We start from the raw sequence: 15,338 nt of genomic DNA on the forward strand, positions 1-15,338 counted from the left end.
ACTGCGAAGGCTTCCGGAGCCGCGCCTGTCGACAAGCCTCCCGGGTATCGGACTGTCAAGAGGCAGGCGCATACACCCAGATGTGACACCATGGCACTGGAAAATTTAAATCGATTAGATTATATCAGCCGCGTCACAGCGACCGGCGTCAAAGCGGACAGACCATGACCAGCCAGATCATCCCCGTCGACCCGTTCGACTTCATCATTTTCGGCGGCACCGGCGATCTGTCGGAGCGCAAGCTTCTGCCGTCGCTCTACTATCGCCAGCGCGATCATCAATTCTCCGAGCCGACGCGCATCATCGGCACGTCACGCTCGAAGATGAGCGATGAGGAATTCCGGGCCTTCGCTAGCCAAGCGATTTCCGAGCACGTCAAACCGGCCGATATCGACGCCAAGGAACTGAAGACCTTCCTGGCGCGCCTCTCTTATGTCTCGGCCGATGCAACAAGCGGGGCCGGATTCGACAAATTGAAGAAGGCGATCGGCGACAGCGATTGCATCCGCGCCTTCTACCTGGCGGTGACGCCGGCGCTGTTCGGCGATATCTCGCACAAGCTGAAAGAGCACAATCTGATCACGCCGAACTCCCGCATCGTGCTGGAGAAGCCGATCGGTCGCGACCTTGCCTCGGCGCAAGCGCTCAACGACTTGGTCGGCGACGATTTCCACGAAAGCCAGATCTTCCGCATCGACCATTATCTCGGCAAGGAAACGGTGCAGAACCTGATGGCGCTGCGCTTTGCCAACGCGCTCTACGAGCCGTTATGGAACTCCGCCCATATCGACCATGTGCAGATCACCGTGGCCGAGACCGTGGGGCTGGAAGACCGCGTCACCTACTACGACAAGGCCGGCGCGCTGCGCGACATGGTGCAGAACCATATGCTGCAGCTGTTGTGTCTCGTCGCCATGGAAGCGCCGTCGTCGATGGACGCCGACGCCGTGCGCGACGAGAAGCTGAAGGTGCTGCGGGCGCTGAAGCGCATCAACGGCAACGAGGCGCCGAAGCACACCGTGCGTGGCCAGTACCGCGCAGGCGCCTCGGCCAGCGGAGCTGTAAAGGGCTATGTCGAGGAGCTTGCCCACGACAGCAACACCGAGACCTTCGTCGCTATCAAGACCGAGATCGGCACCTGGCGCTGGGCGGGCGTTCCGTTCTACCTCAGGACCGGCAAGCGGCTGGCGACCCGGGTTTCGGAAATCGTCATCGAATTCAAGCCGATCCCGCATTCGATCTTCGGCGACAGCGCCGGTCCGATCTTCGCCAACCAGCTGGTCATCCGGCTGCAGCCCGACGAAGGCGTCAAGCAGTTCATCATGATCAAGGATCCGGGTCCGGGCGGCATGCGGTTGCGTCAGATCTCGCTCGATATGAGCTTCGCGCGATCCTTCGACGGCCGCGCGCCGGACGCTTACGAACGGCTGATCATGGATGTCATCCGTGGCAACCAGACCCTGTTCATGCGCCGTGACGAAGTCGAGGCTGCGTGGAAATGGATCGACCCGATCCAGAACGCCTGGGAAAGCGCCAGACAGGAAGCGCAGGGCTATACGGCAGGCACCTGGGGTCCCTCGGCCTCGATAGCGCTGATCGAACGTGACGGGCGGACATGGCACGAGAGCAATTGAACAGCGCCGCCTATAGCTGGAACGGCTTCGCCAAGCGCCAAGAGCTGGCGGCCGCCCTCGCCGATCATGTCGCCGGCCGCCTGACCAAGGCAATCGCCGAGCGCGGCACAGGGCTGCTCGCCGTCTCCGGCGGCACTACGCCGGCAAAATTCTTCGCCGCCCTATCGGCGATACCCATCGCCTGGGAAAAGGTGATCGTGACGCTGGTCGACGAACGTTTCGTGCCGGCCTCCTCGCCGCGCTCCAACGCCGGCCTGGTGGCCGCCAATCTGCTGCAGAACGCGGCCAAGGCGGCTCGTTTCGTGCCGCTCTACCACGAAGCCGCCAGCATTGAGGATGCGGCTTCCTCCGACAATGCAGCGCTCCAGTCACTGCCCTGGCCGCTCGACGTCGTCGTGCTCGGCATGGGACCGGACGGCCACACCGCTTCTTTCTTTCCCGATGCCGATGACCTGGCAAGATTGCTCGACCCGTCCTCCAACAGGATCGTGCTGCCGGTTCATGCGGCAAGTGCGGGCGAGCCGCGGCTGACCCTGTCGCTGGCGCGCATCGTCGATGCCGGTTTCACCGCGTTGCACATCGAAGGCGAGGACAAGCGCACCGCCTTCGACAGCGCGGTGGCACCTGGACCGCGAAAGCCAATCCGCGCCGTGCTCGATGCCGCGCGCAAGCCCGTAGAGGTTTTCTGGGCTCCCTGAATTGAACTTGCTGAGGGTCCCGGCGGACAGCCGGATTGTGTTCCGGGACCTCGCCTGAAAGGACCGACGCCATGACCGCCAGACGCGATATCGAAGCCATCACCGAACGCATCCGCCAGCGTTCAAAGCCAGGCCGCGAGCGTTATCTTGGCCGCATCGCCGAGGCATCGAACCGCACCGCCAACCGGGCCGTGCTGTCGTGCGGCAATCTTGCGCACGGCTTTGCGGTGTGCAGCCCCTCGGAAAAGCTGGCGTTGGGCGCCGACAAGGTGCCTAACCTCGGTATCATCACCTCCTACAACGACATGCTGTCAGCGCATCAGCCGTTCGAGACCTTTCCGGCGCTGATCAAGGACGCGGCACGCGAAGCCGGCGGCATCGCCCAGGTGGCCGGCGGCGTGCCGGCAATGTGCGATGGCGTGACGCAAGGCCAGCCCGGCATGGAGCTGTCGCTGTTTTCGCGCGACGTCATCGCCATGGCCGCGGCGATCGGCCTGTCGCACAACATGTTCGACGCTGCCGTCTATCTCGGCGTCTGCGACAAGATCGTGCCGGGGCTGGTGATTGCAGCCCTCACCTTCGGCCATTTGCCGGCGGTCTTCATTCCGGCCGGGCCGATGACGACCGGCCTGCCCAATGACGAAAAGGCCAAGGTTCGCCAGCTCTATGCCGAGGGCAAGGCAGGTCGCGCCGAACTGCTGGAGGCCGAGTCCAAGTCTTACCATGGGCCGGGCACCTGCACCTTCTACGGCACGGCGAATTCCAACCAGATGCTGATGGAGATCATGGGCCTGCACACGCCCGGCGCATCCTTCGTCAATCCAGGCACGCCGCTGCGCGAGGCCTTGACCCGCGAGGCGACGAAGCGGGCGCTGGCGATCACCGCGCTCGGCAACGCCTATACGCCGGTCGGCCGGATGATCGACGAGCGCTCGATCGTCAATGGTGTTGTCGGCCTGCATGCCACCGGCGGCTCGACCAATCACACCATCCACCTGATCGCCATGGCGGCGGCGGCCGGCATCACTATTACCTGGCAGGATATTTCCGATCTTTCGGAAGCGGTGCCGCTGCTAGCGCGGGTCTATCCGAACGGTCTCGCCGACGTGAACCATTTCCATGCCGCCGGTGGGCTCGGCTTCCTGATCCGCGAACTGCTCGACGAAGGCATCCTGCACGAGGATGTGCAGACGGTCTGGGGCGAAGGCCTGCGGCCCTACGCGGTCGAGGCAAAGCTTGGTGCCGACGGCAGCGTCGTGCGCGAAGCCTCGCCGCGGACAAGCGGCGACGAGAAGGTGCTGGCGCCTTTCAACAAGGCGTTCCAGGCAACCGGCGGTCTGAAGGTGCTGTCGGGCAATCTCGGCCACGCCGTCATCAAGACTTCCGCCGTGAAGCCGGAGCGGCGCATCATCGAGGCGCCAGCCAAGGTTTTCGATAGCCAGCAAGGGCTGAATGACGCGTTCAAGGCCGGCACGCTGACCGGCGATTTCATCGCCGTCATCCGCTTCCAGGGGCCGAAGGCCAACGGCATGCCGGAACTGCACAAGCTGACCACCGTGCTCGGCATCCTGCAGGATCGCGGCCAGCGCGTGGCGTTGGTGACCGACGGGCGCATGTCGGGCGCCTCCGGAAAGGTGCCGGCGGCGATCCACGTGACGCCGGAGGCGGTCGAGGACGGGCCTATTGCCAGAATCCATGAAGGCGACATCATCCGGCTGGACGCCGATGCAGGCACCCTGGAAGTGTTTGTGCCGGCACCGGAATTCGCACTGCGCCGTACGGCGGAAGCCGATCTCATCGGCAATGAATTCGGTTTCGGCCGCGAGCTTTTCGCCGGGTTCCGGCAATTGGTCGGCCGCGCCGACCATGGCGCCAGCGCCTTCGGCACGGCTTGACGGACCACCGTCCTGCCCATGAAAAAGGGCGGCTCGTGGCCGCCCTTTTTCATGGGTTAAGGCAGTTACTTGACGGTGACCTCGACGCGTTCGCCGGCCTTGACCGTAGCCGTGCCTTCCTTTGAGCCGTTCTCGGAGGTGTCGGCGACAATCGCGTAGTCGCCGGCTGGCAGCGTGGTCTGGAACTTCGCGTCGTAATTATAGCCGATCGACTTGCGGTTGCCGTTGATGTCCTTCTTCGTCTCGAAAATCTCGATCTTCGAGGCGCCGGGCGCGGCGGTGATTGCCAGCACGCCGGCATTCATGGCCACTTTCACGTCCTGAGACTCACCGGCCTTCACCGTGAACGGCTGCTCGACCTCTGCCAACTCGACCGTCGCGATCAATACATAATCGTCCGGCGGCAGATCGAACTTGCTGTCGGGACCATAGGCATAAGTCACTTCTTCCCTAGTCCCGTCGATCTTCTTTTTCGCCTTGAACACCTTAAAGCCGATGCCCGAACCGTCGGCCTTGTCGCCGCCAGCGGTATAGTAGGCGTTGGCAACGATATGCCCGACGCCGACGATGATGTCCTTTTCGACCGTCTTGCCCGCAGCGAGCGGTATCGACTCGGAAGCCACGCCTTGGCCGATTGTGACCGTCACTTTCTCGTCGCCGGCCGGCAACACGATCTTGGTGGTCCCATAGTAGGTTGCGGGGTTGTCGGCACCCGGGTAGTCGATCACGACAGCCGCGCCATCGACAACATCAGCCCCCGCGCTTGGTCGCGGATGAATGATGAGCGTGCCGGCATTCAAGGTGAAGACTGGCTTGGCGACCTGGCCTGCCTCGATCTTTACCTTCTGCTCCACCTTGGCCTCGCCGTCGCGCGCGACGATGACGTAATCGCCCGGTTCCAGATTGGCTTTGTAGGCGCCGTATTCGGTGGTGACGTTGTCGCCACGCGTGCCGTCGGACTTTGCCTTGTAGACTTCCCAGGCATTGCCGTCGGTGACCGGATCACCGCCCTCGGCAAGCACTGCCGTCGGCATGAAGTTGAATTCCGGTTTGGCAGGCTCGGGGGCAGGTGCGGGCGCCGGTTCAGGAGCAGGTGCCGGCGCTGGCGCCGCCACGGTCTCGACAAGCGCCTCCTGCAGCGCTTTCTCGTCAGACGCCTGGATGTATTTGCCGCCGGTGTTGTCGGCAAGACAGGCGATCTGCTTGCCCTCGTCGGCGGTCAGACCAAAGCCGACGACGTCGGCGGTAAAATCGATGCCGGACGCCTCGAGCTCCTTGCCGAGCGCGCAAGGATCACCGCCACAGGTTTCAAGTCCGTCGGTGATCAGCACGACGGTCGCCTTGTCCTCTGTGTATTTCAACGCTTCGGCCGCCTGCTTGACGGCCGCCGTCAGCGGCGTCTTGCCGAGGAATTTCAGGCTGTCGGCGGCGGCCGAAATGGCGCTCGCCGAACCTGCCTGTGGCGGCACGATCAACTGGATATCGTCGCAGCTGCCTTTTTCGCGATGGCCATAGGCCATGAAGCCGATCTCATCGTCGGCGGGGACCGATTGAAGCACTGACCTCAGCGATTCACGGGCGATTTCGAGCTTGGGCTTGCCGTCGATCTGCGCCCACATCGAGCCGGAGGCATCGAGAATGATGATGACCTTGTTTGCGGCAAAGCCGAATGTCGTCATCGACAAAAGGAGGATCGCCGCAGCGACGCTCCGTGCAAGTCCCGCCATCGATATCTCCTCAAATCCGCCCCTGATCCGGGCGGGAAAGCTATTTGACGCGGCGTCAGGACACAAGTCCGGGCAAGGCTGGGAGGGGCCGAATGCCAAACTTTTCGGCGAAAGCGAAAATCCGCTCAGTACGTCGTGCGGCGCTCTTCCGAGGGCGGCCTGCCAAATTGCAGACGGTAGCTCTGGGCGAAGTAGGAATGCGAGGTGAAGCCGGTCGCGATCGCCACGTCGAGGATCGGCATGTTGGTCTGGCGCAGCAATTCGCGCGCCCGCTCCAGCCGCAGCCGCATGTAATAACGGCCAGGCGTGACGCTGAGATGGCGCAGGAACAGGCGCTCGACCTGGCGCACCGATAGGCCGGCGGATTTGGCCAGTTGCACGGCCGACAGCGGTTCGTCGAGGTGGTCGGCCATCAGTTCAACGATGCGCCTGAGCTTCTCCGACTTGCCGGTCAGGTCACGTTCCGGCCCGACGCGCTGGCGGTCGCCGGCCGAGCGGATGCGTTCGTGCTGGAACTGGTTGGCGACGCCATTGGCGAGGTTCGAGCCGAAATCGCCGCGCACGATTTCCAGCATCAGGTCGATCGAGGTGGTGCCGCCGGCGCAGGTATAGCGCTTGCGATCGATCTCGAAGACGTTGCCCGTGCAGTTGATGTCGGGGAAGCGTTCGACGAAGCCGGCGCGGTTTTCCCAATGGATGGTGCAGCGATAGCCTTCGAGCTGGCCGGCCTCGGCCAGCAGGTAGGAACCGACCGACAAGGCACCCAGCGCATTGCCACGCCTGCCCCAGCTGCGCAAAGCCGCCAGCACCTTGCTCTTGCCGGGAAATTCCGTCGTCAGCCCGACCGAGACGAAGAGGATGTCGACCGGCGGCAGGTCGGCAACGGCGTAGTCGATCTTGAGCGGCAGGCCATTGGAGGCCATCACCGGATCGCCGTCGGCCGACACCGTGGTCCAGCCATAGAAGTCGCGGCCGAGCAACCGATTTGCCGACCGGAACGTGTCGATCGCCGCGGCCAGCGAGAACATGGAGAACTTGTCGACCAGCAGGAAAGCGAACTGCCGGCCGCCTTGAACGGGATCGGTCATGGCCGGCCGTTCCAAGGGAATAGTGGGGTTCGGCAAAGCTGCGGCTTTCTGGCGGGTCAGAAGGACGGCCGTTTCAATCCGGCCGCAAGGTAGGCAGAGGCTAACGTATTGGCCATCAGCATGGCAATGGTCATCGGCCCGACACCGCCGGGCACCGGCGTGATTGCGCCGGCGGCCTTGGCCGCTTCGGCATAGGCGACATCGCCAACAAGGCGCGACTTGCCCTCGCCCTTTTCCGGCGCCGGAATGCGGTTGATGCCAACATCGATAACGGTGGCGCCGGGCTTCACCCAATCACCCCTGATCATTTCCGGCCGGCCGACGGCCGCGACAAGAATGTCGGCGGTGCGGGCTAGTGCCGGCAGATCCCTGGTGCGGCTGTGGGCGATGGTGACGGTGCAGTTGGCAGCAAGCAAGAGATTGGCCATCGGCTTGCCGACGATGTTGGAGCGGCCGACGACGACGGCATTTAGGCCGGACAGGTCCTTGCCGCGCACGCGCTCGATCAAAAGCATCGAGCCGGCCGGCGTGCAGGGCACGAAGGCGGTCTCGAGTTCACCGGTGCCAAGCTTGCCGACATTGATGAAATGGAAGCCGTCGACATCCTTTTCCGGCGCGATGGTCTGGATGATCTTGCCGGCGTCGATATGGGCCGGCAGCGGAAGCTGCACCAGGATGCCGTTGATGGCCGGATCGGCGTTGAGGTCGCCGATGATCTTCAGCAATGCCTGTTCGGAGGTTTCGGCCGGCAGCGTGTGCTGGACGGAATGAAAGCCGCATTCCTTGGCTGTGCGCGACTTGGAGGCGACATAGACCTGGCTGGCCGGATCCTCGCCGACGATGACCACGGCAAGACCGGGCTTTGCCTTGCCTTTGGCAACCAGTTCGGCCGTCAGGGCCTTGACCGTCCGCACCACATCTTCGGCGACGCTCTTACCATCAATCATTTCGGCCATGGACCATCCTCAACACCAAAATGCCCAAGCGCGTCGCTTCCGGAAGCGACGCGCTTTTCGATCTTTCACAGCCTGGCATTTTCACGAAAATTCCAACACGCAATCCCGCCAAAGCGCCTTCCCATGCCGCTTACGCGAAACCGGCATGTTTTTGTATGGCGCCGCGAAGAATTTTGTGGCTCAGAAATACCTGCGGCGCGCGCGGCTCTCGGTCAGTTCGCGGACCGCTTCGCGGAATTCGCGCAGGCTGGCGCGGATTTCCTCGATTGGCGCCTGCTGCTCGACATCCGCCTTGGTCCGCGGCGTCTCCACCGATTGCTGAGGCGGGATGGGCGGCTGCGGATAAGACTCAGAAGCAGGCTGAGGCGGATAGGGCTGCTGTCCGGCATTGGGGGCCGGAATGGACTGCGAATAGGGATGGCCGGGCTGCTGCGTGTAGCCCAATGGCTGCGCGTAGGGATAGAGCTGCGGGCCCGAATATGGTCGCTGCGGCACTATCTGCGGAGGCAATGGCGGCTGCGCCATCTGCTGCGGATGGGGGGCATGGCCACCGGGCTGGAAAGGCAGCGGTGGCGGTGGGTAGGCTGCCGCAACCTGCTGCCTAGGCGCAAAGGCCGGCGCCGACTGGGGATAGGCGGGGTACGCTGGATCTTGCGTTGGCTTCACGTTTTCAGCGGAGACCCATTCGGTATCGAAGGGCTCATCCGGGGACGGCTTGCGGGACACGGCCTTACCCAGCATCGACAGCAGCGCACGGATCCGGCCGGGGCCTTCGTCCGGCGCGATCTCAGTCTGCTGGACAGGTGGTGGTGCTGCCGGCGGTGGCGCAGGTGGTGGCGGTGCAGGCGGGGGTGTCGATGGCTGCGGTACTGGTGGTTGTGGCGGTGCCGAGGGTGCTGCCCGATATGGCTTGTCCTCGTAGGGCGTCCGGCGTTCGTCCATGCCGCGGTCGCGGCGCGAGCGCGAATTGGCTGTGTCACGCAGGCTCTCATAGGCGCCACGCATGGCGCCGAGGCCAATGCCGGAGGCAAAGCCCAGCAACAGGCCGGCAAGCGCCACCACGACCCGCGACGGCCCGTTCGGCTCCAGCGGCGCGAAGGCCTTCGAGATCACATTGATGTTGGCGGTGTTGATGTCCTTCTGCTCGCCGGTCTCCTTGGCGCGCAGCAGATACTGCTCGTAGACGGAACGCTTGGCGGAGGCCTCGCGCTCCAGTTCGCGCATAGACACCAGATCGCTGTTGACGTCGCCGCTGCGGACCTTGAGTTGAGCCAGACGAGAGGCGAGATCCTGTTCGAGCTGGACGGCACGCTTGAGGTCGACCTGCAGCGACGAGCCTATGCGGCGCAGCTCCGCGGCGATGCGGTCGCGTGCGCCGGCAATCTGGGCATTGAGGGCCTGGAGTTCGGGGTGACGCGGGCCGAACCGGATGACGGCGCGGTCAGCTTCCTGCTTCAGCGACGCATATTGCGAACGCAGGTCGCTCATCGTGTTGGAGTTGATCTCCTCCGGCAAGGTACCGGTGAGAACCGAGTTGACGTCGACCGAACGCGCCGAGGCCGCCCGGGCATTGAGTTCCAGCGTGCGGGCGCGGGCAACCGACAGTTGTTCGTTGAGCTTCAGCATCTCATCGTCGCTGATGAGGTGGCCTTGCGCATCGACAAGGTCGTGCGTGGCTCTGAAATCCTCGACCTTGCGCTCCGCCGCCTCGACGCCCTTGCGTAGCTCGTCCAGTCTTGCCGTCAGTTCGTCGGTGGCGCGGCCTGCGGTATCGGACTGGATTTGGCCGAAGGTCTGCAGGAAGACATCCGTCATCGTGTTGGCGATCAGAGCCGATTTCTCGCCATTCTGCGTGGTGGCGCTGACGGTGATGACAAAGGTCTTGCCGCCGCGCTCAACCGAGAGGCTCTCAGCCAGATTGCCGACAGCCAGCGCACGGCGGCGGGTGTCGTCGACACCCCCCGGCCCGTCATTGCGAGACAGGACGGAGCGGATGAGCGACATGACGCTGAGGCCGCCGCTGCCTTGCCCATTGAATTCCGGGTCGTTGACGAGATTGAGCTTGTCGACGACCTTGTTGAGAACAGTGCCTGACGTCAGCACCCGGACCTGGTTTTCGACTATGGCCAGCGTCGCGTCCGAAGCGACGACCGACTGGGTGAGATCGCGATCGGTAAGCTTCAGGTCGCGCGGATCGACGATCAGTTCGGTGGTGGCTTCGTATTTCTTCGGCGTCGACAGCGCGATGGCAATGCCGAGCGCGGCACCCAGTATCGTTGTCGTCACGATCAGCAGCTTCGACTTGCCGACACCGCGGACCACCTGCATCGGATCGATCAGCGGCTTCCATTGCTGGCTGTCGGCGCCATCGTTGTGGGACGTCGGCGCGTCGCCTGAATGGTAGCGTTCGGAGGCCCGATCGGAGCGATGGGCGCCTGCGATTTCGGCAGCAACAGTTCCTGCCCGTGACGTGGTTTGCGCGTGGGCCGATGAGGCCGATCCGGCAGTTGAAAAATCGTCGGCGAACAGACCGCGTTCGGGCGTCACCTGCGCTGACGAAGCGGGTGCATAGCCAGCCTGATATCCGTCTGTTGAAACCAGATCCGACAGCTTCGGGTTCGTCCGCGTTTCGCGCTGCGAACGGGCAAGGCGGTGGCGCGTGGCGGCATCCTCGCGCCATGACGGGTCTGCCCGATCCCCGATCGAGACCAGGGACGCGTCGGGTTCGTCGCCGCGCACAGCCTGGCCAAGCGCCAGCAACGAGCGCTCGCGCTTCCAGTCTTCGCGATTTTCCCTGTCGACCATCGTCTGGAACTTTACCCTTGGCGACCTGCAAACGGCGATTGGCCACTCGTTAAGCCACGCTAAACAGGCATGGAAAACAAAAGGTTAATTTTCCCGCGCCGAGCCTGCGGTTTCCCTCTTAGATTGCATCTATTTTCGACACAACCTCAGGCTCCAGAACGGCACGTTAAGTTTTCCGGCCTAGGCTCTCCATGAGACATGACGCAGGCCAGTGATATACCGCAAAGGCGGCCCCTCGCCCGGATCGGCACTTTTTTGGCCGAACGACGAGGGCTGCTTCGCGACTATTTCTCGGCGATCAGCGGCGCCGGTGGGCGACTGGTGTTTTCACTCGCCTATTTCATCGCACTGGCCAACACGCTGTCCATTTCCGAGTTCGGCATGTTCGCCACCGCATCGGCGGCCGGCGTCATGCTGTCGCGCATCCTCGCCTTCGGTTTCATCTCGGCGCTCTACCGCACCGCCACCATCCGCCCCAATCTGATCGGCACCTTCACCGCCGGCTTCCTGCTGCTCGGCGTGCTGTCGCTGCCGCTGCTGGCCGCGGCCTCGTTCGGCGTCTATCTGATTTTCTTCGCCGACACCGTGCCGCTGTCGGTGTTTGCGGCAATCGTCTTTGCCGAGGCGCTGCTGTGGCGGCCGGTGGAGGTGGCGCTGATCGTCAACAACGGTCTGGGCAAGTTCGGCCGCGCCGCGCTGCTGGCCATCCTGGCGACGGCGCTGCGGGCGCTTGGCGCGGTGCTGTTCATGTTCTGGGCGCAACACAGCGTCTGGATATGGTCGTGGTTCTATATCGGCGCCAACGCCGCCTCGCTGCTGATTGCCTTCGGCTTCTTCTATCCACGCCAGCGGCTGCGGCTGCGCATCGAGCTCTATCTCCGGCGATTGGCCGATTCCATCTATGTGGCCGGCGCCGAAGTGCTGTTCTACCTGCAGATGGAGTTCGACAAGCTGCTGGTTCTGGCGATCGGCGGCCCGCATCTGGCCGGTATCTACGCCATCATCATGCGGCTGGTCGACCTGACGGCCATTCCGATCCGCACTTTCTCGATGATGCTGGTGCAGCGCATGATGCGCGCGCCGGAAATGCTGTCGCGGCTGGCGGTCAAGAGCGGCATTGAAGGCGGCGTGTTCGCGGTGTCGACGCTGGCGCTGCTGACGCTCGGCATCGTGCTGCATTTCTTCCCCAATGCGCTTGGCAAGAATGTCGCCGAGGCCGCGCCGCTGGTCGTGCTGGCGATCTGCGTGCCGGGGCTGCGCAATCTGGTCGAATACCAGGCCGAGCTTTTGTTCGCGCGCGGCCAGACGCTGGTGCGGGCGCTCAATCTGGGCCTGCTCGCCGGGCTGAAGGCGCTGCTTTTGACCCATGTGCTGACGACCATCCTCGACACGCCGAACCTGGTGCTGTCGCTCAATGTCGTCTTCCTGCTTTTGTATCTCGCCTCGACGCTGCTCACCTATTCGGCGATGCGCAAGCCGGCGAAAGCTATCTAAGAGCGATCGAGCCCAATCAGACGGCGGATGCGGCCGATATCGGTGCCGATGAAGGACTGCATGCCTATCGCCACCTGCTCCGGCGCCATGTCAGCAACGAAGTGGCGGAGCTCGTCATCCGACAGCGCCTCGCCGGTCCAGTGCACCCGGCAGAATTCTTCCGAACCGTGGAAGTGACCGGCGCCCTGCAGCAGATCATCGACGTAGCGGCCGTAGATCATGCATTCGGAGAATTTGCGCGCCGAGCCGACGACCTCGACCCAGTTGCGACCATGGACCTTCTGGATCTCGCCGCACATGGCCAGCACGGTGTCGCGACGCCAGGCGATCAGCGTCGAGATGTAGTCGTGGATCGATGTCCGGGACGGGTCGATGCCAAGTGCCGCGCCGGCGTTGCGCGACCAGATGCGATGCTCTTCGTGACCTTCGTTCGCCAGCACGCCGTCACGGCGAAACAGCCGCGCCTTGCCATCACGCCAGAAGGCGCCGCAGTCGAAGGGCTTCAGGAAGGCGACGTCGGAATCGCAGAAGATCAGCACGTCTTCCGATGCGTGCGCTGATATCGCGATGCGGCGCAGCTGCTGCACATGCCAGCCGCGCAGCGGCTGGGTCTTCAGGCTGAGCCAGACGCGCCGGCGAAACAGGCTGAGCGGATCGTGGAAGGCGTGCAGCCAGCGCGGCAGCAATTCACGCTCATCAACGATGCTGCGATGGCCGGCCTCCAATTGGCGAAACAGCCTGACATCGCGATGTTCGACCAAAATATAGTGGTGCGCCGCACCGGAAACGTGGCGATCAAGTGTCTCGCACAGCAGGCGGCAGCGCTCGAAATCGGGCGCGTAGCTTGCCGTCACTATTGCCGCCGTCGGTGTCTGCCGAACGGGGCTTGGTTCGACAGCGGTGCCTGGAAGGAACCTGCTGTTCACTGGCCGTCCCTCGCAGCTTCGGATGCGCGCGAAAATCTCTGCCCGGCAACACGCAGCAGGAACAGGGGATTGCCGACCACGTAGCGGCGCCACAGGCGGCCCGGTTCGACAGCCAACCGAAACAGCCATTCGAGCCGCAGCCGGCGCATCCACAGGGGTGCCCGGGGCACCGAGCCGCTCAGGAAATCGAGCAACGCGCCGACGGCGATCGGCAGCGTGCAGTGGCGCGCGTCGATATGGCGTTCGATCCACAATTCCTGGCGTGGCACGCCCATGGCGACCAGAAGCACGTCCGGCCGCAGCGCGGCGATCCGGTCGACGATTTCCGATTCCTGCGAAGCGGGGAAATAGCCGTCGTGGATCACCACGAAGCTGTGCTGCACGGCCAGCGCCGCCAGCTTGATCGACGCCGCTTCGGCGTTGACGCGCGTCGCGCCGAGCAGCCCGACCGTCAGCGGCGTCGTCGAGGCCTGCAGGAAGGCGGGGACGAAGTCGGTGCCGTTGAGATTGTCTGGAAACGGCGCCCCATAGAGAAGTCTCGCCGCCAGATCGACACCGATGCCGTCGGGCAGGATGAGGAAATCATCGAGCGCCTCGGCGAAGACCGGGTCGGTATAGGCGATGTTGGCGTTGTGGGCGTTAAGGAAACTGACCTTGGTGAAACGCCGCTCGGCGATCAGGCGGGTCAGCAGGACGATGGCATCGTCCCAGCGGATCGCAACCACCGAGATACCAAGGATCGTCTTCAGCTTGTCGAGCCCGAACGCGGCGCGGGCGGAATGCATGTTCATGCAAACGCCTCCTGCCTGACGGGTCCGAGCTTTTCGAGGCCGAGCCGGATGGCGGCGTCGAGCGCCTTGACCTGCGAACGCCGGAATGCGCTGCCGTCGACGTCGCGGATGTCGGCCGCCGCGGCTTCGAGAGCCTTGGCGAAACGGGCGGGATCGTCGGCGACCACGCAATTGGCCGGGCGATGATCGATGCCGCGCAGCGAACGGCTGGTGGCGACCGAAGGCAGGCCGAGTTCGAAGGTTTCGATGGTCTTCAACTGGACGCCGCTGCCGGCGATGCTGATCAACGGGATGACGGCAGCGCTGCGCACGAAAGCCTGCGCGTCGGGCACGCGGCCGACAAATTCGACACCGGGATGCTTCGACGTGACGCCGGCAGGCATGCTGCCGGCGACGCGGATGCGGAAACCGGAGCGTAGATGCGGTACGACCTTGCCCAGGAACCAGTCGAGGCCGATACGGTTCGGCTGCCAGGTCCAGGTGCCGATCAGCGCTGCATCGCAGTCGATGTGGCGCGGGGCTTTCGAAGTTGGCGTTTGAGCCCCGGTCACCAGCGGCAGCACCGCTGAGCGGTCGTGCGAGGCGACACCGAGTGCGGCGCGGTCTTCCTCGGCCAGGGTGAAGATGAAGCGCGCACGGCGACAGAGCCGCTCTTCCACGGTCTTGAGCAACCTCGCCTCGCGGCGGAATAGTAGGCGCTGAAAGAGGCTGTCGGCGGCAGCCGCATTCTCCTGCGCCGAAAGATGCTCGACATTGTGGGCAACGAAGATCGAAGGCAAGTCAGAGAACAGCTTTTCGAAGGCGCCTGCGAACTGCACGGAATTCAGCACGTAGCCGTCAAACGGTCCGGCGCGCTCGACAGCAGCTAGTACATCGCCGTCGGACACCGCGCGCAACTTGACCGACGCAAAGGTGAGGCCCGAAAGCAGCGCCTTACCGACCCAAGCCAGCTTTTGCAGTGCGGAGGCATTGTCCGTGCGCACGTCGATCGCACCCAGCACCACGGTGTTTTCGGGATCGGCCGCGGGTTTCCCCGGCCAGGTGAAGCCGATGACCGTGACGCGCGCGCCAGCGCGCCGCAAGGCGGCGATGATCGCAGCGTTGGCGATCTCGTAGCCCGAGGCGAGAGCACCGTCGGGCACGATCGATGTGGCGAACAGCAGATGCATCTCACCTATCCAGTGGTGTAGCCGGTAGCAAAGTGCGGTGAACCCTTGATTAAGCCAGCACATTCGACGGCCGAAAGCCCCTGCCTGGCGGGCTTCTCAGTGCAAGGTGATTAACGAAACCTTATCACCGTGGTGCTACCAGAGCCCAACTCACC

Annotated in this window: 11 protein-coding genes; 4 read left to right on the top strand and 7 right to left on the bottom strand. The window is 63.8% G+C overall.

The window, feature by feature from the left end:
- Positions 1-164 precede the first annotated feature (164 nt).
- The 3 genes from zwf to edd all read left to right on the top strand — a co-directional run bounded on the left by zwf (position 165) and on the right by edd (position 4,227).
- A complete protein-coding gene (gene zwf, locus ASD99_RS31160; protein ID WP_056583321.1) occupies positions 165-1,634 on the top strand; it encodes a glucose-6-phosphate dehydrogenase in 1,470 nt (489 codons plus the stop codon).
- Positions 1,616-2,332 carry a 6-phosphogluconolactonase gene (gene pgl, locus ASD99_RS31165; protein ID WP_056583323.1) on the top strand — a complete coding sequence of 239 codons (717 nt, stop codon included), beginning with the start codon at positions 1,616-1,618 and terminating at the stop codon, positions 2,330-2,332. The genes zwf and pgl overlap by 19 nt, the downstream gene beginning before the upstream one ends.
- A 71-nt stretch (positions 2,333-2,403) precedes the next feature.
- Complete coding sequence (gene edd / locus ASD99_RS31170) at positions 2,404-4,227, top strand: phosphogluconate dehydratase (RefSeq protein WP_056583324.1); 1,824 nt, start codon at positions 2,404-2,406, stop codon at positions 4,225-4,227.
- A 65-nt stretch (positions 4,228-4,292) separates the two neighbouring features.
- On the opposite strand, the gene ASD99_RS31175 is transcribed toward edd, so the two are convergent.
- The 4 genes from ASD99_RS31175 to ASD99_RS31190 all read right to left on the bottom strand — a co-directional run bounded on the left by ASD99_RS31175 (position 4,293) and on the right by ASD99_RS31190 (position 10,803).
- Positions 4,293-5,954 (bottom strand): vWA domain-containing protein, encoded by a 1,662-nt coding sequence (locus ASD99_RS31175; RefSeq protein ID WP_056583326.1) that lies wholly within the window; start codon positions 5,952-5,954, stop codon positions 4,293-4,295.
- A gap of 125 nt (positions 5,955-6,079) precedes the next feature.
- Positions 6,080-7,042, bottom strand: a complete 963-nt coding sequence (locus tag ASD99_RS31180) for a GlxA family transcriptional regulator (protein ID WP_013530232.1) — start codon at positions 7,040-7,042, stop codon at positions 6,080-6,082.
- Positions 7,043-7,098: 56 nt separating this feature from the next.
- Positions 7,099-7,998 carry a bifunctional methylenetetrahydrofolate dehydrogenase/methenyltetrahydrofolate cyclohydrolase FolD gene (gene folD, locus ASD99_RS31185; protein ID WP_056583330.1) on the bottom strand — a complete coding sequence of 300 codons (900 nt, stop codon included), beginning with the start codon at positions 7,996-7,998 and terminating at the stop codon, positions 7,099-7,101.
- A gap of 180 nt (positions 7,999-8,178) precedes the next feature.
- Positions 8,179-10,803: a Wzz/FepE/Etk N-terminal domain-containing protein gene (locus ASD99_RS31190; RefSeq protein WP_057145984.1), complete on the bottom strand. Its 2,625-nt coding sequence runs from the start codon at positions 10,801-10,803 to the stop codon at positions 8,179-8,181.
- A gap of 198 nt (positions 10,804-11,001) precedes the next feature.
- Between ASD99_RS31190 and ASD99_RS31195 the strand changes: the two genes are divergently transcribed.
- Positions 11,002-12,297 (top strand): lipopolysaccharide biosynthesis protein, encoded by a 1,296-nt coding sequence (locus ASD99_RS31195; protein ID WP_057145985.1) that lies wholly within the window; start codon positions 11,002-11,004, stop codon positions 12,295-12,297.
- On the opposite strand, the gene ASD99_RS31200 is transcribed toward ASD99_RS31195, so the two are convergent.
- Genes ASD99_RS31200 through ASD99_RS31210 form a run of 3 tightly spaced genes read right to left on the bottom strand, consistent with a single transcriptional unit; the run spans position 12,294 to position 15,183 of the window.
- On the bottom strand, positions 12,294-13,223 hold the full coding sequence (locus ASD99_RS31200) for a DUF6492 family protein (protein ID WP_057145986.1): 930 nt from the start codon (positions 13,221-13,223) through the stop codon (positions 12,294-12,296). The two genes, ASD99_RS31195 and ASD99_RS31200, sit on opposite strands and share 4 nt — an antisense overlap.
- Positions 13,220-14,014, bottom strand: a complete 795-nt coding sequence (locus tag ASD99_RS31205; RefSeq protein ID WP_056583339.1) for a WecB/TagA/CpsF family glycosyltransferase — start codon at positions 14,012-14,014, stop codon at positions 13,220-13,222. The genes ASD99_RS31200 and ASD99_RS31205 overlap by 4 nt, the downstream gene beginning before the upstream one ends.
- On the bottom strand, positions 14,011-15,183 hold the full coding sequence (locus ASD99_RS31210) for a glycosyltransferase family 4 protein (RefSeq protein WP_057145987.1): 1,173 nt from the start codon (positions 15,181-15,183) through the stop codon (positions 14,011-14,013). Before ASD99_RS31210 ends, ASD99_RS31205 begins: the two co-directional genes overlap by 4 nt.
- Positions 15,184-15,338: the final 155 nt, after the last annotated feature.

This window comes from Mesorhizobium sp. Root695, from assembly GCF_001428185.1.
GTDB lineage: Bacteria > Pseudomonadota > Alphaproteobacteria > Rhizobiales > Rhizobiaceae > Mesorhizobium.

Excerpts from the sequence above, each read along its gene's own strand:
- zwf (WP_056583321.1), top strand. The coding sequence starts at position 165 with ATGACCAGCCAGATCATCCCCGTCGACCCGTTCGACTTCATCATTTTC.
- pgl (WP_056583323.1), top strand. The coding sequence starts at position 1,616 with ATGGCACGAGAGCAATTGAACAGCGCCGCCTATAGCTGGAACGGCTTC.
- edd (WP_056583324.1), top strand. The coding sequence starts at position 2,404 with ATGACCGCCAGACGCGATATCGAAGCCATCACCGAACGCATCCGCCAG.
- ASD99_RS31175 (WP_056583326.1), bottom strand. The coding sequence starts at position 5,954 with ATGGCGGGACTTGCACGGAGCGTCGCTGCGGCGATCCTCCTTTTGTCG.
- ASD99_RS31180 (WP_013530232.1), bottom strand. The coding sequence starts at position 7,042 with ATGACCGATCCCGTTCAAGGCGGCCGGCAGTTCGCTTTCCTGCTGGTC.
- folD (WP_056583330.1), bottom strand. The coding sequence starts at position 7,998 with ATGGCCGAAATGATTGATGGTAAGAGCGTCGCCGAAGATGTGGTGCGG.
- ASD99_RS31190 (WP_057145984.1), bottom strand. The coding sequence starts at position 10,803 with ATGGTCGACAGGGAAAATCGCGAAGACTGGAAGCGCGAGCGCTCGTTG.
- ASD99_RS31195 (WP_057145985.1), top strand. The coding sequence starts at position 11,002 with ATGACGCAGGCCAGTGATATACCGCAAAGGCGGCCCCTCGCCCGGATC.
- ASD99_RS31205 (WP_056583339.1), bottom strand. The coding sequence starts at position 14,014 with ATGAACATGCATTCCGCCCGCGCCGCGTTCGGGCTCGACAAGCTGAAG.
- ASD99_RS31210 (WP_057145987.1), bottom strand. The coding sequence starts at position 15,183 with ATGCATCTGCTGTTCGCCACATCGATCGTGCCCGACGGTGCTCTCGCC.